A 19,298-nucleotide genomic window follows, 5' to 3' on the forward strand; every position below is an offset into this window, starting at 1 on the left:
TAATATAAATCGCCCGACATGAAGTCGGGCGAAGAGAATCAGGAGCCCAGACGGTAGTTCGGGGACTCTTTGGTGATGGTCACGTCGTGAACGTGGCTTTCCTGAATACCCGCACCGCTGATACGTACAAACTCCGCTTTAGTACGCAGTTCGTCGATAGTACCACAGCCGGTCAGGCCCATACAGGAGCGCAGGCCGCCCATCTGCTGGTGAATGATCTCTTTCAGGCGACCTTTATAAGCTACGCGACCTTCGATACCTTCCGGCACCAGTTTGTCGGCAGCGTTGTCGCTCTGGAAGTAACGGTCAGAGGAACCTTTGGACATCGCGCCCAGAGAACCCATCCCACGGTAAGATTTGTAAGAGCGGCCTTGGTAGAGTTCGATTTCACCCGGAGATTCTTCAGTACCTGCCAGCATGGAGCCGACCATCACCGCGCTTGCACCTGCGGCGATGGCTTTCGCGATATCGCCGGAGAAGCGAATACCACCGTCAGCAATAACCGGAATACCGGTGCCTTCCAGGGCTTCAACTGCGTCAGCAACGGCAGTGATCTGCGGAACACCTACACCAGTAACGATACGAGTCGTACAGATGGAGCCTGGGCCAATACCCACTTTAACCGCGCTGCAACCGGCTTCTGCCAGAGCGCGTGCGCCCGCAGCTGTTGCCACGTTGCCGCCGATGATTTGCAGATCCGGATATTTAGCACGAGTTTCACGGATACGCTGCAGAACGCCTTCAGAGTGACCGTGAGAGGAGTCGATCAGCAGAACGTCAACGCCTGCGGCAACCAGCGCATCAACACGCTCTTCGTTACCCGCACCTGCGCCAACCGCAGCACCAACACGCAGACGACCTTGTTCGTCTTTACAGGCGTTCGGTTTACGTTCCGCTTTCTGGAAGTCTTTCACGGTGATCATGCCAATCAGGTGGAATTCATCATCAACCACCAGCGCTTTTTCAACGCGTTTTTCGTGCATTTTTGCCAGCACAACTTCACGGGCTTCCCCTTCACGCACAGTTACCAGACGCTCTTTCGGCGTCATGTAAACGCTAACCGGCTGGCTCAGGTCGGTGACAAAACGCACGTCACGACCAGTGATGATGCCGACCAGTTCGTTTTCTTCGGTAACAACCGGGTAGCCAGCAAAGCCGTTACGCTCGGTCAGTTCTTTCACTTCACGCAGCGTCGTGGTTGGCAGAACAGTCTGCGGGTCAGTCACCACGCCAGATTCGTGTTTTTTCACGCGGCGAACTTCTTCCGCCTGGCGTTCAATGGACATGTTTTTGTGGATAAAGCCGATACCGCCTTCCTGAGCCAGAGCAATAGCCAGGCGCGCTTCCGTTACAGTATCCATTGCTGCGGAAAGCATAGGAATATTCAGACGAATAGTTTTCGTCAGCTGAGTGCTGAGGTCAGCAGTATTCGGCAGAACGGTAGAATGAGCAGGAACGAGGAGAACGTCGTCAAACGTCAGAGCTTCTTTAGCGATACGTAGCATGGGCAATATCTCGACCAGAGTGGTTAATAAATATTGCCGCGGCATTATACAGAGCGTAACCGATTGCATCTACCCCTTTTTGCAAATAATGCTTGCGCTCCCCGGTCAGCACGTTACTATCGATTGAATAACCTGCTGATTTAGAATTTGATCTCGCTCACATGTTACCATCTCAATCCCCCGCAATTTTTACGGTTAGTCGCCTGAATCAGACCGTCCGTTTGCTGCTTGAGCAGGAGATGGGGCAAGTGTGGATCAGCGGCGAAATTTCTAACTTCACGCAACCGGCTTCCGGTCACTGGTACTTTACGCTCAAAGATGATACCGCCCAGGTACGCTGCGCAATGTTCCGCAACAGCAACCGCCGGGTGGCCTTTCGCCCGCAACACGGGCAGCAAGTGCTGGTTCGCGCCAATATTACACTCTATGAGCCACGCGGCGATTATCAGATTATCGTCGAAAGTATGCAGCCCGCCGGTGAAGGTTTGTTGCAACAGAAATACGAACAACTCAAAGCGAAATTGCAGGCTGAAGGTTTGTTCGATCAAGAGCTTAAGAAACTACTCCCCACCCCTGCGCACTGTGTAGGTGTCATCACCTCAAAAACAGGTGCCGCACTGCACGATATTTTGCATGTGCTTAAACGTCGCGATCCGTCATTGCCAGTGATTATTTATCCTACCGCGGTACAGGGTGATGATGCGCCAGGGCAAATCGTTCGTGCCATTGAGCTGGCGAATCAGCGCAACGAGTGCGACGTGTTAATTGTCGGGCGCGGTGGCGGTTCGCTGGAAGATTTATGGAGTTTTAACGACGAACGCGTGGCGCGGGCAATTTTTGCCAGTCGCATTCCGGTTGTCAGTGCCGTTGGACATGAAACCGATGTGACCATTGCCGATTTCGTTGCCGATTTACGAGCACCAACTCCGTCGGCTGCCGCTGAAGTGGTGAGCCGTAATCAGCAGGAGTTACTGCGCCAGGCGCAGTCTGCGCAGCAGCGGCTGGAAATGGCGATGGATTATTATCTCGCCAACCGCACGCGTCGCTTTACGCAAATTCATCATCGCTTGCAGCAACAGCATCCGCAGCTCCGGCTGGCGCGTCAGCAGACTACACTCGAACGTCTACAAAAGCGGATGAGCTTTGCGCTGGAAAATCAGCTTAAACGTGCCGGACAGCAACAGGTGCGGTTAACACAGCGACTGAATCAGCAAAATCCACAGCCGAAGATTCATCGCGCGCAAACGCGTATTCAGCAACTGGAATATCGCCTGGCTGAAACCCTGCGCGCGCAGCTTAGCGCCACGCGTGAACGTTTCGGTAATGCGGTGACGCATCTGGAAGCGGTTAGCCCACTGTCAACGCTGGCGCGCGGCTATAGCGTCACCAGCGCCGCAGATGGCGCGGTGTTAAAGCAGGTGAAACAGGTAAAAGCGGGCGATACGATGACCACGCGTTTAAATGATGGCATTGTGGTAAGCGTAGTGAGCAACGTGACGAAAACCCGCAAACCACGCAAAAAAGCGGCTAATCCGTAGGTCGGACAAGATGCGCCAGCATCGCATCAGGTAATATCGCCATGCTAACATCAGATACAACCAGGCCATCACTGAAAGCAGGCGATTAGACCAGCCTTATTTTGCAGAACTACACTACAATCCTGCGTCCCCGTGTCTTCAAACATTCCGCATTGCTCGGAGGATAAATAGGGATAGCTTGGCGTAATTGAAGGCCACCCCAACGAGCTAAAACTTGTGTGCAGCGTTTCTAACTCACTGTACGTTGGCGCATTGCTCATACTTCCACACTGCTTTGCTATATCCCATTTGGCTGAATCAACTCTGTGTCCCAACGCCCAGGTTTCGTTGACCACATTTGGAGCCACCACAGCAACCGCACCAGCAGGTAATTCTGTTTTCAGCAAAGGTCGATGTAATGTTTTGCCATTCACCACTACCGAGTCTGCCATATGTCCCCAGAAGTGAGCTGAAGAGACATTTGGACTGGTTAAAACGGTAAAAATAGTGTCCATCGTTGCAGTCACAGTTGGGTAATTATCCAGCGTTACTGTTAGCGGCGTTTTATAACCCGGCGTATTGTCCTGACGAACAGTAAAGCTTGCCGTGCCGTCTGCACCTGTCACGCCACTGATCTCGTCCCCACTTGCAGCCAACCGAGTAGCCACTCCTGATGATGGCTGGATGGTGATATCATCCATTTCCGCTACACTAACTCCATTTGCAGGCGACAACGTCGCCCCGCTGTTACGCGGCGCAGCATCGCCGCGGTGTAACATAAAGGCCACGTTCGGCACCGCTCTTCCGGAACTGTCTTTCACCGTAACCATCACCGGCATGGCATCGCCTTTTTTTGCCACCGCCGCCTGATAAGCTGAATCAAACGTCGTCGAGGTCAGCGTCACGGCAGAAACCGTCGAGAGTGGATGCACCAGGCACGCCTCATAGGCCCAAGTTTTCCCTGATGCCAGTAGCCCCGTGTACAGATCTATTGCTTCACAAACAGTGGACCCTTCTTTCGCTGGACAGGTTGCATTGGTCCACCACGCATAACCGCTCTGCTTCACTGGCCAACCAATCTCTTTCACGATAGTGCCATTAGGGTAGCGAGCGTATAACGATTTAAGTTCGTCCAGCGAAGGGTGGCGCGCTTCTTCACACGGATCGGTTCCCCCCACATCGCCTCTCTGCGAGGAATGTGGTGCAGGCCAGTCTTCATTATTAAGCTTCACTTTAGTGAGCGTTTTACCCGCACCGCTGGTGGCACCCATTTCAGCCCACAGTTTGGGTCGTTCAAATTCCGTACCGTCAGCCGCGGTGACCGTTTCCGGCATATGGCCCCACATATGCGCTTTGTCGCTGTTCGGGCTGGTGATAACGGTAAAGATAACGTCCAGCGGTGCTATAGGTTTATTGGCGTGCCCAAACGCCGTCGCGCTCATCGGGGTTTTCAGGCCGGTTGATTGATCCTGATGGAGCTTAAAGGTGACCTGCCCCTGAGCATCCGTTTGCAAGAGCAGATAGTTAAGGTTGGCACTTCCGTTGAGGATGCTGGATGTCATGGTTTCCGTCGGATTAAATTCATCCAGCACAAGATCATCGAAAGTAGAGGAACTCCCGATTGTCGTACCGTCTCGTTGCGTGCTGATGCCACGCTGGATCCCCACCGACTCATACGCCGCAGGCGAACCATCCGTATGGGTTACCGTTACCGTCACAGGCAGCGCTTCTCCCACCTTCGCTTTTCCGGCAGACAGCGTGCTGTCCCAGTTTTCCGCTGTAGGCATAAAGGTCACGCTGCCAATCGGTTCCGCTGTCTCCAGGCACACCTGCGAATAGGTGTTGGACGTACTCGACGTCGCGCCGGCTTCGCCCGTTTTGAGATTCATATATTGATACAAAGGCGTGGTAGTTCCGGCGCTTGATTTCACATTACGCGACCAGAACAAAGGTGATGATGAATAGAGAGGCCATCCCTGCGCAGTCTGTAACGTTCCGTCAGGCCAGGCATCATACAATGACTGGAGATCGTTCATCACTGGCAATTTGTCTTTGCAGCCGCCATTGCTGCCGTCCAGTGCAGACGTGATGTTAACCCGCGGCCACACTTCATTATTTACCGTTACAGTAGCTGTTGATGCGGCTTCAGCCTGCAACAGTGGACGGCTGAAAACCTTGCCATTTTTTGCCGTGAGGGTTTCAGACATATGCCCCCAGTAGTTCGCTTTCGGCGTATCAGGGCTGGTCACAACCGTAAAGATCGCACTCAAAGTCTGGGAAGCTACGCTGATATCATCCAGCGTAGCCTGCATCGGTATTCTTTCACCAAAACCGGTATTGGGCTGGTTGATGGTCAGCGTCGCCGTACCGTCCGACCCGGTCGTGCCATAAAAATTATCACCAGTGTTCAGCAGATAGGCCTGGTGATTATACTGGTCTGTCACTGAAATCAGTCTGGACTGATAATCGGTCACCTCGACATTCTGGCGACTAACCGTTTTCCCGTGGCTCAGTAAGAATGGCGTGTTGCCTACAACATTCCCCTGGGCATCACGGGTCGTCACTTTGAACGTCATTTGCTCATGAACATCTTCATAATTGGTTTTGACTTTTACTGCATCAAGACCGTCGACGCTAACCGTTTGTTCTGACGTCAGCTCAATTTTCGCCACTTTCTTATTTGCCGTCGTCTGACAACTCAGGTATCCCCCGTTCGTCTCCAGCACGCTGCTGGTACCGCTACTGAGCTGTACGCCGAGATAATTACGATTTTCCACGCTGGCGCTATCCGCCGTACTGGAGTCATAAACTTTCAACACCGGCCAGCCGTCTACGGTATGCCCGCCCCAGTTGCCGGACAACATAGTCAGCGCGTCTTTTGTCGGGATAAAATCCGCGCCGCAGCCGTTATTTTTAGTATTTTTAGCAGCCTGCGCTTCGGTAAACAGCGCCCAAATCTCATTGTCTTCTTCAGGCCCTTTGCGCACATTGCCCGCTGAACCGCTCAGTTCCGAGAACAGCAAAGGACGTTTAAACGTTAGCCCGCCCGCCGTTAGCGTTTCCGGCATATGGCCCCACATTTTGGCATTTGCGCTATCCGGGCTGGTCACCACAGTGAAGATGGTGTCCATGCTGGCTTTTTTGGTCGGGTCGGAATACAACGCTGCGATCAGCGCCGTTTTAGTGCCGTGGGTATCCGGACGGGTAATGGTGAGGATCTTGCTGCCATCGCTGCCGGTCATTGCGATATAGCTCGTGGCGGTATCGCTCAGCGTTATCTCATCAGCCTGGCCGCCATCGACAACCACTGAGGATACAATGCCATCGCCGCTGCCCGCCACATGACGTTCCTCTGAACGGGTATAACCATCACCACGTTGAAGGATAAACGGCATATCTGCCATTGGATTACCCGCGGCGTCTTTTACTGTCACCTTGACCTGTAATGTCTCGCCCTTTTTCAGCTTTGCCGCATTGAGGCTACTATTCCACTGAGCTGGATCCACAATTTCTAACGTGATGCTGTTGGCAACAGTATTTGCAGTAGTCAGACAGCTTATATAAACAGGAGGGGTAACATTGCTTTGTACATTACCATTATTTAACCAGACTGCCGCAAAATGCGGCACCTTATCGACTGGAGTGCTACTCCAGTATTCCTGGAGCTGAGTCGGCCAACCGTGTACTGTCTGAATGGCATTGTTAGTGTTGGCGCTGTACAACGCAGCAAGTTGGTTTTTGCGTGGTACTTTATTTTTTTCACAACCGCCCGCAGCACTGTTTTCAATATCCGCCTGAGTGACTCGTACCCAGCTTTCATTATTTTCTACTTGTGGACTACGACCGCCACTGACCTCCTGAATTAATTTCGGGCGATTAAAGGTCATGGTTCCAACAGTAATTGAGTCATCCATATGCCCCCACATTTGTGCCACAGAAACATCAGGACTTGTTGGCACGGTAAAGGTCACATTGTAATTTACAATATTATTCGGAACCGCTGATTGAGTTGGGGTAATTGTCAGTGGTGTACTTAAGCCAACGCCTGCGGGCTGCTCAATTACGATTGTCGCCACTCCCTGCGCATCCGTGAGGCCGGAATAAATTACTGATGGTTGCGAGGTACCATAGGCGGTTCCGTTCATTGTGAGAGCACCACCAGACGGATCGGTAAAACCAGATACCAACCCAGCTCTGTTCTGACTCATCCCTTTGGTAACGGTAAATGCGGTAAAAGGGACAGGAGTATCATTGTTCATCGCGTTAACGGTACGAACCGTCATGGTTATTTTTTCACCCACCTTCGCTTTAGCAGAATTGGAACCGGGTGAGATATCTTTGTCTGTTTCTACCACGACACGAGCCACGAGATCATTGGCAGAACAAGTGAGATAGTTTTGCCTGAAACCAGAATAAGTGGTAACCGAGCCATTATCGAGAGCAACAGAGGAATGTGAATCTGCTTGTTCAACCGCTGTGAGGTAATCTTGTTTTATCGTCGGCCAACCATACTCAGTACCAATCGCATTTCCTTGATTTGCTACGTATAAAGCTTCCAGAGAACGTTGCCTCGGAATATGTCCAACGCCGCATTCCTTCTGCATACTGGACTCTTGATCAAACAAAGCCCAGTCCTCGTTGTTTTCGCGCATTACCCCCACTTCATGCGCCGTTTCATCTGCCAGCAGTGGGCGTTTATAGATATTCCCATCGGAAATAATCCCTCTTGCCATATGCCCCCACATCCGGGCCTGATCGCTGTCCGGACTGGTGATAACTGTAAAAATCACGTCCTTCTCATCCGATGCAGCAAAGTTGCTGCGCATTGTCGCGGTGATATGCGTTTTAACACCAGCACCGTCTGGTTGCGAAAGTGTAAGCGTAGCCTGACCGTTAAAGTCGGTTATGCCTTCATAGTTGTGTGCATCAATCTGGTGTAAATTCGAGTCGCCGGAAATATGTACGGGATGCGCTTCCCACGTGGGATCGGATTGATTTTTACGGTTAATTCCATCATCTAAATGAAGTGAGAAATAGTAGTAAGCCAGCGGCTGATTATTATTTTTTTTATCAGTAATGGTCAGGCGCATGAGTGTATCTTCACCCACCTGAACTTTTACTGCCTGCAAACTCTCATCATAGTTTTCGGGGGTCAGCACCAGTTCGGGGTCAACCTCCGGTGCGTCTTTGTCCACACAACTCACCAGATACTTCGTACTATCTGCTTGCTGTGTTTCGCTATGGTTCGTAACATCTGCGGCATGATGCTTCCCGGGGGTCCCTGCCAGCGAAGACCAGTAATAATCTCCCTGCATTGGCCAACCGACGACTTCTTGCACTGAAGTAGGAATGACGGTTTTCATCGCACCAAACTGCCGCATACCAGGCAGAATGTCGCAGTGGTTATCTGCACCACTCCAGGTGAAGGTTGACCATGTTTCGTTATGATCGATGACTGTACCCGCTTCATTATCCACTTCTGCTGCCAGTTTCGGACGGCTGAAGGTGTATTGCATCGCCTTTAACGTTTCTGCCATATGGCCCCACATATTAGCCTGCGGGACATCCGGGCTGGTGAGAACGGTAAAGATCACCGCCGTTTCGCTGCTTTGCGTAATGCCAGAAAGACTGACAACCAGGGGCGTTTTTACACCGGGACCATTCGCCTGCGTTACCGTAACAGTAGCGGTGCCATTGGCATCGGTAGTACCACGATATTCCGTAGCTGTAGTCGTTAACTCTGTACTCCCGAGTCTTACTGGACCGGTGTTATTCACAACATTCTGCCGGTTTACCGCATCTTTACGTTTGATAATAAAAGGTATATTACCTGCCGTATTACCCTGACAATCTTTGGTCGTTACGGTTAAAGTGATTGAGTTGCCAACGGTAGTTTTAGCCGCGTTTAGTGTTTCATCATAGTCACTGGCACTGACAGTAACCAGATCACCCACTGCGCTGGCAATATTTAACGTGACCTGTTTTTCATTAAGTAACACCGTTCCCTGATTAGGTACGCCTGTAAGGGTAAAGAGATCCAATGTTGGGAGCGTTTTGTCTGGATCAAACTGCGGAATCGCCACCAGTTTATGACCCGCCAGGTTTTGTACACAAAAGGAACGATCAGGACGTGGTTGTGGGGTGAGCGGCACATCGGGCGTAGCGGCGTCTGCCCAGATAAGGGTGACGGCTGGCAACATTTGATCTTCCCAGCGCAGTAATGGCGGACTGTTGAATATGTCACCTTCATTGTCGCGCGGGTTGGTTAAAATCATGCTCGTTGCGCTGGCCTCAATGCTGAAATTACCGGGCATAGCTGTATTAGCAATATCATGCTCCACAGTGGGATCAAGCTGAACACTTCCTTGATAGACGGGTACGCTGGCGCTATCTGCAAAGGGAACGGTGCCATTTATAGCATCAGTTGAAGCACTTGATTGTTGCCACTGTCCCCCTTTTAACACGGCCATTGCAGGCAAGGTCAGGGATAGCAATAAAATCGCCGTTATTACTTTTATTAGTTTCAAAGCCCCGTCCATGATTGAAACCTGCCCGTTAAAAGTTGCATTTTCACCTCAACCCACTTTGCTTAACGCTGGCTAAGCAAAGTGCGCGGAAAAACACCATTCCCTGGCGGGAATGGTGCTGGTAACGATTATTTTCTCTGGTAGTCGATAGATAAGCCGTAGCCCTGAACGCCATCGTTGCCGAGGACAACGCCACTTCCGGCAAAATCGAACGCGGTTTTCGCTTCGGCGTTGGTAACAGGGATAACCAGGTCGCTGTTGTTGTAAGTCGGATTAACAAGACCACCGGCTGTGCCCAACTGGAGGCTGGTTCCGGTAAAGCGCCAGCGATAGTTGTACTGGCTGGTAACCTCTTCGCCTGCATCATAAGTACTGTTGTTGTTTTTATCTTTCCACAACATGACTTGATAAGTGGTATTAGTTTTGAGTTTCGTCGTTTTACCCAACAGATTCGTATTGATGTCTTTTTCGTGAATTACGACGTGAACGGCATCATCAAATACCGGACCTTCCGGAATATCATCGCTGTCAGAACCACCGCCCGCATTGGTGGAAAGGTCAAGCATCACTACCTCATCCGCAACATTCGGATCACCGGTAGTGGTAGTCGGCGTGATTTTCAAACCTATGTATCGATCAGCATCCGCAGCCGCGATGGTATATGTATCGCTCCCTACGGTACCAATCTCTTTAGGATCTGCTCCTGACTGGTCGCTATAACTCATCCACTGGAGGGTTGCTTTAGTCGCTGTGTTATTGTCATCAAGGTCCCCCTGAGTATCACCAATCGCCCAGTTGGCTGTCAGTGTGTCCCCCACATGAAACTGCTTATCACCGTCCGTTGTGACCGTGCGGCTACCACGATCAATATCAATAGTGACATGTGATTTATCAGCATCCGCTATCTCTGAAGCACTTCTGGTGATCCACGGCACGGTCCCCTGAATGGTGCCGGTACTTTGTGATTCTGATTGCCACTGACCCGCCCTGAGATTACCCTGCCCTTCAGCCATCGCGGCAGGCACTGCACAGTATCCCGCTAAAGCCAGCGCCAGCACGACTTTCGTCATCGGCCGCGTTAAATGATTGTTCATTCAGTTCTCTCCTTGATTAATATCCAGCGACTGGCCGATCGGCCATTACGCCGATCTAGTGCTTGCTGTAAACCACACGTAATCCATACCCCTGCACGCCATCTTCTTTTTGGGCACCAAATTTCTGTACGGCCTCTTCGTTTGTCGCAGGGATGACAATATCTTCATTACTGGTATTCGATTGCGCACCGGTATAGCCATTGACGCTGTGCCCGGTAAACTCCCACTGGTAGTCGTATTGCGCCATTTCATCTTCCGTCAGTTTTTCCGACTGCTGGAAAACGCCATCGTTGTTGACATCGCGCCACAAGACAAAGCGATAGGCATTATCAACAGGCAAATGCTCTTTCTCATTGCCGATAAGATTGACAGGGTTAGTCGCAGATACACGGTAGATAAAGGCATTAACATCATTGCCCCCCGCGCCGAGGAAAGTCACATCTACATAGTTACTGTCGTCATACGGCGCGGCTCTCGCTTTCCAGCGGAAAGTACCGGGTAGCGTACTGGAGAGCGTAACGGTGCCTTTTTCTTTATCCTGCTTAGCGATAAAGACGCAGGGATTCTCGGTTGAACAGGGTTTATTGGTGAGCGTAACTTTTTTATCCTGCGCATCGTAAAGCTGCGGCGAAAGGTTATCTTCTGGCAGAGCATTGCCGTTGCGGTCAGTGTCATCACCAAAGCTATCAGTAACGTCGAGATCCATCACCACGCCATCGACGCCATCCGCCTGGGCGCTGGCTTCGTGGCTGTGATTGTTCTCATCAGGCACATCTGCGATGTTGTTGACGATCAGCTCAATTTTACGATCCTGCTGCACGGTGATTTCCACCACACCGGAGTTTTGCCGGTTGCCCTTTTCATCTTCCAGCGCCAGACGCACGCGCCAGGTATTGAGTTTTTCCTGTTCGGCGGGATCGGAGCTGTACTGCCAGGCTGGCAGCACCAGATTCCAGTGGTTGTTGTTACCTTCAGTGATGGTATTCGCTTTAACAACAGGCATGACCAGCGTGCGGGAAGCGTTATTTTTCGCCTGCCACGAGGCGGCGACAATTTTGTAATGGTGGTTGATCAGCGCGTTGATGGTCCATTTACATTTTTCCAGGCCAACCGCTTCCTCTGGCGTGTCTTTAATCACGCATTCCGGGTGTTCATTGGTGGCGTCTGCTTTAAGCCACAAGGTGACATCAAGTGGGTCTTTTTCTTTGTATTCCAGCACGATAAAGTTATTACGTTCGACGAAGTCATGGCGACTGCCCATCAGCGAGTGAGCAACTTTGACGTTATCGCTATTCAGTTGATCTTTTAGCGGAACACCGAACTGATAGTTAATCGTGGCGTTAACACTAAGATCACTGTTATCTCCGGTACCTGCTTTATAGTCTGTCCCGACCGTCAGTAACGGAACGGGTTGATAGTTCACGCCGAGCGTCACTGCATAGGGATCTTTTTCTAAATTATCGGTGCCGAAGAGCGCCACTTCGTCACCATAATATTGCTCGAAAACAATTTTGCCCCCCAGCTGCGGATAAGAAGGTAACCAGGCTTCCGCCCGGATATCCCAGCCACGTGCGGGTCGTTCTAAATAGAAATCAAAATCTTTTGAATCTTTCCAGTCTGAAAGCGGATGATAATAGTTACCAGAAAATTTTAAATAATCCGTCCAGGCTTCTGTTCCTAAGCCTAAACGGCGATGTCCACGGGTGAAATCATAATCATAAAATATATTCCCCCCCAGAAGCCATTTATCAAAATTATGTCTTACGCCTAAACCTATATTACCTATCGTTCGATCTTCTTTTCGTTGCGCAGAAAACTGACTGAAATAGACCGTACTCTGATTATCATACCAGGGGACAAAATAGTCGATTGAACTGCCGTCCAGATCGCCATCCTGACCGATGGAAAGGTTAGAGCGAACTTTACCATAAGGAGAAAGCGCACCTTCGATATAAGACTGTGCGGATGATGTGATTTGCCCTTGCAGATAGCTTCTCGCCTGGGATTCAAGCGCTTCTGGAGTCAGGTTCTCAAAGCCCTGTTGGGCGGACTCGGTAACGTAATTGGCACCACGTTCCTTGACGGATTTGCCTTTGTTACTTTGTTCTTCTTGTTGAGCAGCTTCGCTTGCCAGATCAGGTAATGAAGATTCGCTTTGCTTAATATTTATCTCCGGTGCTGCATAAGCAGCACCGGAGATAAATATTAGTGTTATATAGCGGATCCATTGCAACATGTTTTTCCCTGTGGGAATTTAATTCTAAAATAATGTCTAACATTGTATTCCAGATAACGCAGCAACTGCACACCAGAAGTGCTAAACATAGTCTTAAAGTTATAACAATGAGACTTTGCTCATTTTTAATTAGCCATTTATCTAATAGAGAAGAGATTATAATATTTATATTAGGAATATATAATGCGAAATCATATATTCCAGTGATATTAAGCAATGACAAATTCAATACGGGTTTTAGAAATTAAACCGTGACCATGCTGGCAGAAATAATCCACCACACCACACGCTTTTAACACCTGTAACGGTTGGTGGCAGTCAGGGCAAAGTGCCTGAACGATGAAATCTTTGTCGCAAGTTACGCAGTGAGCCGTCTCGCCTTGACGTTCGAGAGGTTTTTGGCAGATTGGGCAGCTGAGTTCCATAAATGATCCTCACATTTTCATGAGTTTCCCTTTCCATATGGAAAGGGAAACCAGATAAGTAATTACTTACTTTTCTTGATATGCTTCATCAGGCGCTTACGCTTACGCATCTGGGTCGGCGTCAGGGTGTTACGCTTGTTCGCATATGGGTTTTCCCCTTCTTTGAACTGAATACGAATCGGCGTACCCATCACATCCAGAGACTTGCGGAAGTAGTTCATCAGATAACGCTTGTAGGAATCCGGCAGGTCTTTTACCTGGTTACCGTGAATCACCACAATCGGCGGGTTATAACCACCGGCGTGGGCATATTTCAGCTTCACGCGACGCCCGCGTACCAGTGGCGGCTGGTGATCTTCAACAGCCATGGTCATGATTCGTGTCAGCATAGACGTACCCACGCGACGGGTAGAGCTGTCATATGCTTCACGCACTGATTCAAACAGGTTACCAACACCACTGCCGTGCAATGCAGAGATAAAGTGCACGCGAGCAAAATCAATAAAGCCCAGACGGAAGTCCAGCGTCTCTTTCACCTGCTCTTTCACTTCCTGGCTCAGGCCATCCCACTTGTTCACCACAATCACAAGTGAGCGCCCACTATTGAGAATAAAGCCCAGCAGAGAGAGATCCTGATCGGAAATACCTTCGCGTGCATCAATGACCAGCATCACCACGTTGGCATCTTCAATTGCCTGCAACGTTTTGATTACTGAGAACTTCTCTACCGCATCGGTGATTTTGCCGCGTTTACGTACGCCTGCGGTGTCAATGAGTACATACTCACGTCCGTCACGTTCCATTGGAATGTAGATACTGTCACGTGTTGTGCCTGGCATGTCGTAAACCACAACGCGTTCTTCACCGAGAATACGGTTAGTGAGCGTAGACTTACCGACGTTCGGACGCCCCACAATCGCCAGTTTGATCGGCAGACTTTGCGGGTCGAAGTCGTCTTCCTCTTCTTCTTCGCCGTTCTCTTGCGCTTCAAATTGCGCCCAGTATTCTGCGTCTTCGTCCACTTCTTCTTGCGGCGCGAGATCTTCCATCCACGGCAGAAGGACGTGCTCCAGCAGGCTTAATACACCACGACCATGAGACGCGGCAATTGGGTAGATTTCGCCTAAACCGAGCGAATAGAAATCAACAACTGCCTGGTCTGGATCTAAACCATCAGTTTTGTTTGCCACCAGGAAGGTAGGTTTTTCTCGGGAGCGCAGGTGCTTGGCAATAGCTTCATCTGCCGGCATCAGGCCAGCACGCGCATCAACCATAAACAGTACAACGTCTGCTTCTTCAATCGCCAGTAGCGACTGTTCCGCCATGCGGGTTTCAACACCGTCTTCCGTACCGTCAATACCGCCGGTATCAATACAGATAAACTCGCGGCCTTCAATTTCTGCACGACCGTACTTACGGTCACGAGTCAGACCCGGGAAATCCGCAACCAGCGCATCTCGGGTGCGAGTTAGACGGTTAAATAACGTGGATTTTCCTACGTTAGGGCGCCCGACAAGCGCGACCACAGGTACCATGTTTAAAGCCTCATTTTTATATATCATCAGACAACGATCGCTTTTTTTGCGTCGTTGTTAAAAACAGGAAAACGGCCCCTGTCCAGGAGCCGTTTTCAAAGTGAACGACAGAGACGATTAACGTGTAATGGAGTACACAGTCCCGTCTTTTGCCTGGATCAGCAGTTTGCCATCAGCGGCAACCGGTTCGGTCTGGAAACCGGAGCTATCAACTTTTTGCTGGGCAACGAAACGACCATCTTCGACGTTAATCCAGTGCAGATAGCCTTCACTGTCACCCACCACCAGGTTGCCATTATACAGCACCGGAGAAGTCAGCAGGCGATGCAACAGATCGCTTTGCGTCCACAGCGTAACGCCGCCATCAATGGTCAACGCCATCACCCGGTCATTTTGATCGACCAGATAGATGCGGTTGCCGTCGACGATGAAATCATTCACCGAACCCAGTTCACGTTTCCACATAATCTGACCGCTGCGCAGATCAAGCGCCGTCAGGTTACCATTATAGGCCAGTGCAAAAACAACGCCGTTAATGATTACCGGAGTTGTGTCAACATCGCTCAGACGGTCGATTTCAGTAGAGCCGGTCGCCTGAGAGATGCGCTGTTGCCAAATCATCTGGCCCTGTTGCATCAGTACTGCGCTGACGCGGCCATTATCACCACCAACAACTGCTGCGCCAAACGCTGTGGCTGGCGCAGATTCGCCACGCAAAGAGAGCGAAGGCATATCAAGGTTAACTGTCCATTTAACAGCACCGTCTGCTTCGTTCAGCGCTTGCAACTGACCATTACTGGTGTGGATAAGTACCAGACCATCGCTAACCACCGGGCGAGAAAGTGCTTCACCTGCGACTTTAGTTTGCCATGCTACAGTACCATCGCTGGTATTCAGCGCGTAAACCTGCGCCTTTTCGCTGCCAATGTAAACGTGACCACCTGCTACGGTCACGCCGCCAGAAAGCAATGCCGGCTCTTTAGACAACCAGCCATCTTTCTCAGCCAGACTGACAGACCAGATTTCTTTGCCGTCATCCGCATTCATCGCTTTTACTAAACCAGCGCGGTCTGCTGCATAGACAACGTTGTCCGCCAGCGCCGGATGAAGATTAGAATAGAAGTTGCCAATGCCGCTACCAACAGAGGTGCTCCACGCCGTGGTCGGCGTAAACTGGTTTTCAACGGTCGGCAATGGGGACATCTTTACCACATCTTCTTCGCTGTTAAACAGCGAACAGCCGCTTAAAAGAGTAACGGAAAGCAGTCCTGGCAGCAGTAATTTACGCAATTGCATCGGGTCCCTCTCAGATGGACAAATTATTAATTTTCATCTGCATCATTTCGCTCAGTGCCGGGGTAGCATCGCTTTTCACGCCTGCTTCCCATGCACTACGCGCACCTTGCTTATCACCTTTGCTCAGCAATGCTTCACCACGCAGGTCGGCAACAATGGCAGCCCACCCTTCACCTTTAATGGTTTCAAGGGTTTTCAGCGCGGCATCAGCCTGCTTGAGCTGCACCTGAACTCGGGCAAGACGCAGATTTATCACGGCTTTGAGATTTTCATCGCTCGTGTCCGCCAACCCCTGTTGCAATTGGGCGGCAGCTTTCTCTAGTTCATTTTTGTCAACAAATTGCTGCGCAAGTTCCAAAGAAGCCAGCGCGCCATAAGTATTTTTATTTTCAGCAGCGAATTTTTCCGCCGCCGGAATGCTGTCTGGTTTGCCTTCGCTAACTGCGGTAACCGCATTTTGATAGGCAAGAGAAGTGGAGCGTGCGGAATCAACCTGATGGCTGTTCCAGTAGCGCCAGCCAATCAGTGCGCCAACGCCCAAAATCACCCCAACAGCCAGTGCTTTGCCATTTTCAGCAAAAAAGCGTTTAACCGCTTCAACCTGGTCGTTTTCGTTCTCGTAAATTTCCACGCTGTCCTTCTCCTTCCTTAACCCAGTAACGTGCGCAAATGCGCGGCTACGCTATCCTGCGCAACTGCCGTTTGCTCACCAGAGCGCAAATCCTTCACTACTGCCGTGCCGTTGGCCACTTCGGACTCACCCAGCACCACAGCAACGCGTGCGCCCCATTTATCAGCACGGGCAAACTGTTTCTTAAAGTTGCCGCCGCCGTGGTTGGTCATCAATTTCACACCCGGTAATTCATCACGTAGACGCTCAGCTAATGCCAGCGCCGCAGATTGTGTATCGGCGCCTGAAGCCACCAGGTATATATCGACAACGGGATCGGCTTTAAATTCCGGATTAACTGCCTGAACTAACAATACAAGACGTTCGAGGCCCATCGCAAAACCTACTGCCGGTGTTGCACGGCCACCCAACTGTTCCACCAGACCGTCATAACGACCGCCTGCGCACACGGTTCCCTGGGAACCGAGACTGTTAGTCACCCATTCGAAAACGGTACGATTGTAGTAATCCAGACCACGCACCAAACGCTGGTTGACGGTGTAGGCAATACCTGCGCTCTCCAGCAGTTTGCACAGACCAGCAAAATGCTCGCGAGACTCCTCGTCAAGATAATCACCTAACGCCGGAGCGTCATTGAGTAACGCCTGCACTTCGGGATTTTTGGAATCCAGCACGCGCAGCGGGTTGGTGTACATGCGGCGTTTGCAGTCTTCGTCCAGCTTTTCTTTATGCTGTTCGAGGAATGCCACTAAAGCGTCGCGGTAGTTCGCTCGCGCTTCCAGTGAACCGATTGAGTTCAGTTCGAGGGTAACGTGTTCAGAGATACCCAGCGCACGCCACCAGCGAGCAGTAAGCATGATCAGTTCGGCGTCAATATCCGGACCTTGCAGACCGAAGACTTCACAACCTAGCTGATGGAATTGACGATAACGGCCTTTTTGCGGACGCTCATGGCGGAACATCGGCCCGATATACCACAGACGCTGTTCCTGATTGTACAGAAGACCATGCTCGATGCCGGCGCGTACACAGCCCGCCGTCCCTTCAGGGCGCAAAGTCAGGCTGTCGCCGTTGCGATCCTCAAAGGTATACATCTCTTTTTCAACCACGTCGGTGACTTCACCAATCGCACGTTTGAATAGCGGGGTCTGCTCTACAATCGGCAAGCGGATTTCACTGTAACCGTAGCTGCCGAGCACGTTTTTCAGTGTGCCTTCAATGCGCTGCCAAATGGCCGTTTCGCCAGGCAGGTAATCGTTCATGCCGCGAATGGCTTGAATGTTTTTTGCCACGTTTATTCTCTTTCTGAATATAAAAATGAACCCTCAACGCTTCCGTCAATGTTTCGGGAGCTATGCGGGTTCAATCATACACGGGAAGCGAGGCGCTTCCCATCACGTTATTATTTTTCAACCTGCTGAACGTCAATTCGACGCGCTTCGTCCAGCTGACTGGCTTTCGCACGAATGCGCGCTTCCAGCTGGTCGATCATGTCATTGTTGTCCAGACGGTCTTTGCGCACGCCATCTTCATAAAGGCCGCTTTTCTTATTGCCGCCCGTGACGCCGAGTGTAGAAACCAGTGCCTCGCCAGGGCCATTCACCACGCAACCAATGATCGAAACGTCCATCGGGGTAATGATATCTTCCAGACGCTGCTCAAGTGCGTTAACCGTACCAATGACGTCAAACTCCTGACGAGAACAGGTCGGGCAGGCAATGAAGTTGATCCCGCGCGAACGGATTCGCAGCGATTTAAGGATATCGAAACCGACTTTGATCTCTTCAACCGGATCGGCAGCCAGCGAAACGCGCAGCGTGTCACCAATACCTTCAGACAGCAACAGACCTAAACCGATGGCAGATTTCACCGCCCCACTGCGTGCGCCGCCGGCTTCGGTGATCCCAAGATGCAGCGGCTGATCGATCTGTTTTGCCAGCAGACGATACGATTCTACTGCCAGGAAAACGTCTGACGCTTTGACACTGACTTTAAACTGATCGAAGTTCAGACGATCAAGATGATCAACATGGCGCATGGCGGACTCAAGCAACGCCTGCGGCGTCGGTTCACCATACTTTTCTTGCAGATCTTTTTCCAGCGATCCCGCGTTAACGCCAATACGGATCGGAATGTTTTTATCGCGCGCACAGTCAACCACCATGCGAATACGCTCTTCATTACCGATATTGCCTGGGTTAATGCGCAGGCAGTCGACGCCGTATTCCGCCACTTTCAGCGCAATGCGATAGTCAAAGTGGATGTCGGCCACCAGCGGTACGTTAACCTGCTGTTTGATGAGTTTGAACGCTTCTGCCGCGTCCATCGTCGGTACTGAAACACGAACGATATCGGCACCAACACGTTCCAGCGCCTTGATTTGATTGACCGTCGCTTCGACGTCCGTCGTGCGCGTATTAGTCATGGACTGTACGGCGATGGGAGCTCCATCGCCAATCGGCACATTCCCAACGTAAATACGTGTTGATTTTCTACGTTGAATTGGAGCCTGGTTATGCATGCAAAATCTCC

Annotated in this window: 11 protein-coding genes; 1 reads left to right on the plus strand and 10 read right to left on the minus strand. The window is 50.9% G+C overall.

From position 1 onward, the window contains the following. Nucleotides 1–38: 38 nt before the first annotated feature. Entirely contained in the window at nt 39–1,505 is a 1,467-nt protein-coding gene (gene guaB / locus D9738_RS13380) for an IMP dehydrogenase (RefSeq protein WP_001296289.1), read from the minus strand. 161 nt (nt 1,506–1,666) lie between these two features. Between guaB and xseA the strand changes: the two genes are divergently transcribed. Continuing rightward, nucleotides 1,667–3,043, plus strand: coding sequence for an exodeoxyribonuclease VII large subunit (xseA, locus tag D9738_RS13385; RefSeq protein ID WP_130260393.1), 1,377 nt, complete (start codon nt 1,667–1,669; stop codon nt 3,041–3,043). A 68-nt stretch (nt 3,044–3,111) separates the two neighbouring features. Here the strand turns inward: xseA and D9738_RS13390 are convergent, their stop codons facing one another. The 9 genes from D9738_RS13390 to ispG all read right to left on the minus strand — a co-directional run bounded on the left by D9738_RS13390 (nt 3,112) and on the right by ispG (nt 19,287). Then, nucleotides 3,112–9,561 carry a DUF823 domain-containing adhesin gene (locus tag D9738_RS13390; RefSeq protein ID WP_130260394.1) on the minus strand — a complete coding sequence of 2,150 codons (6,450 nt, stop codon included), beginning with the start codon at nt 9,559–9,561 and terminating at the stop codon, nt 3,112–3,114. A 116-nt stretch (nt 9,562–9,677) separates the two neighbouring features. Further along, nucleotides 9,678–10,643: a SinI family autotransporter-associated protein gene (locus tag D9738_RS13395; RefSeq protein ID WP_130260395.1), complete on the minus strand. Its 966-nt coding sequence runs from the start codon at nt 10,641–10,643 to the stop codon at nt 9,678–9,680. Between the two features lie 55 nt (nt 10,644–10,698). After that, entirely contained in the window at nt 10,699–12,879 is a 2,181-nt protein-coding gene (gene sinH / locus D9738_RS13400; RefSeq protein ID WP_130260396.1) for an intimin-like inverse autotransporter SinH, read from the minus strand. 209 nt (nt 12,880–13,088) lie between these two features. Continuing rightward, nucleotides 13,089–13,304, minus strand: a complete 216-nt coding sequence (locus tag D9738_RS13405) for a zinc ribbon domain-containing protein (protein ID WP_130260397.1) — start codon at nt 13,302–13,304, stop codon at nt 13,089–13,091. A gap of 62 nt (nt 13,305–13,366) precedes the next feature. Next, nucleotides 13,367–14,839 carry a ribosome biogenesis GTPase Der gene (der, locus tag D9738_RS13410; protein ID WP_032281443.1) on the minus strand — a complete coding sequence of 491 codons (1,473 nt, stop codon included), beginning with the start codon at nt 14,837–14,839 and terminating at the stop codon, nt 13,367–13,369. 117 nt (nt 14,840–14,956) lie between these two features. Beyond that, a complete protein-coding gene (gene bamB, locus D9738_RS13415; protein WP_130207489.1) occupies nt 14,957–16,135 on the minus strand; it encodes an outer membrane protein assembly factor BamB in 1,179 nt (392 codons plus the stop codon). A gap of 10 nt (nt 16,136–16,145) precedes the next feature. Then, nucleotides 16,146–16,766, minus strand: coding sequence for an ancillary SecYEG translocon subunit YfgM (yfgM, locus tag D9738_RS13420; protein ID WP_130207491.1), 621 nt, complete (start codon nt 16,764–16,766; stop codon nt 16,146–16,148). 17 nt (nt 16,767–16,783) lie between these two features. Further along, nucleotides 16,784–18,058, minus strand: a complete 1,275-nt coding sequence (gene hisS / locus D9738_RS13425; protein WP_130237914.1) for a histidine--tRNA ligase — start codon at nt 18,056–18,058, stop codon at nt 16,784–16,786. A 110-nt stretch (nt 18,059–18,168) separates the two neighbouring features. Next, complete coding sequence (gene ispG / locus D9738_RS13430; RefSeq protein ID WP_000551807.1) at nt 18,169–19,287, minus strand: flavodoxin-dependent (E)-4-hydroxy-3-methylbut-2-enyl-diphosphate synthase; 1,119 nt, start codon at nt 19,285–19,287, stop codon at nt 18,169–18,171. Nucleotides 19,288–19,298 lie beyond the last annotated feature (11 nt).

The sequence above is a fragment of the Escherichia sp. E10V5 genome, from assembly GCF_004212315.1.
Lineage (GTDB): Bacteria > Pseudomonadota > Gammaproteobacteria > Enterobacterales > Enterobacteriaceae > Escherichia.

What these genes read in the sequence shown, in the direction of transcription:
- guaB (WP_001296289.1), bottom strand. Translation starts at nt 1,505, where the DNA reads ATGCTACGTATCGCTAAAGAAGCTCTGACGTTTGACGACGTTCTCCTC.
- xseA (WP_130260393.1), top strand. Translation starts at nt 1,667, where the DNA reads ATGTTACCATCTCAATCCCCCGCAATTTTTACGGTTAGTCGCCTGAAT.
- D9738_RS13390 (WP_130260394.1), bottom strand. Translation starts at nt 9,561, where the DNA reads ATGGACGGGGCTTTGAAACTAATAAAAGTAATAACGGCGATTTTATTG.
- D9738_RS13395 (WP_130260395.1), bottom strand. Translation starts at nt 10,643, where the DNA reads ATGAACAATCATTTAACGCGGCCGATGACGAAAGTCGTGCTGGCGCTG.
- sinH (WP_130260396.1), bottom strand. Translation starts at nt 12,879, where the DNA reads ATGTTGCAATGGATCCGCTATATAACACTAATATTTATCTCCGGTGCT.
- D9738_RS13405 (WP_130260397.1), bottom strand. Translation starts at nt 13,304, where the DNA reads ATGGAACTCAGCTGCCCAATCTGCCAAAAACCTCTCGAACGTCAAGGC.
- der (WP_032281443.1), bottom strand. Translation starts at nt 14,839, where the DNA reads ATGGTACCTGTGGTCGCGCTTGTCGGGCGCCCTAACGTAGGAAAATCC.
- bamB (WP_130207489.1), bottom strand. Translation starts at nt 16,135, where the DNA reads ATGCAATTGCGTAAATTACTGCTGCCAGGACTGCTTTCCGTTACTCTT.
- ispG (WP_000551807.1), bottom strand. Translation starts at nt 19,287, where the DNA reads ATGCATAACCAGGCTCCAATTCAACGTAGAAAATCAACACGTATTTAC.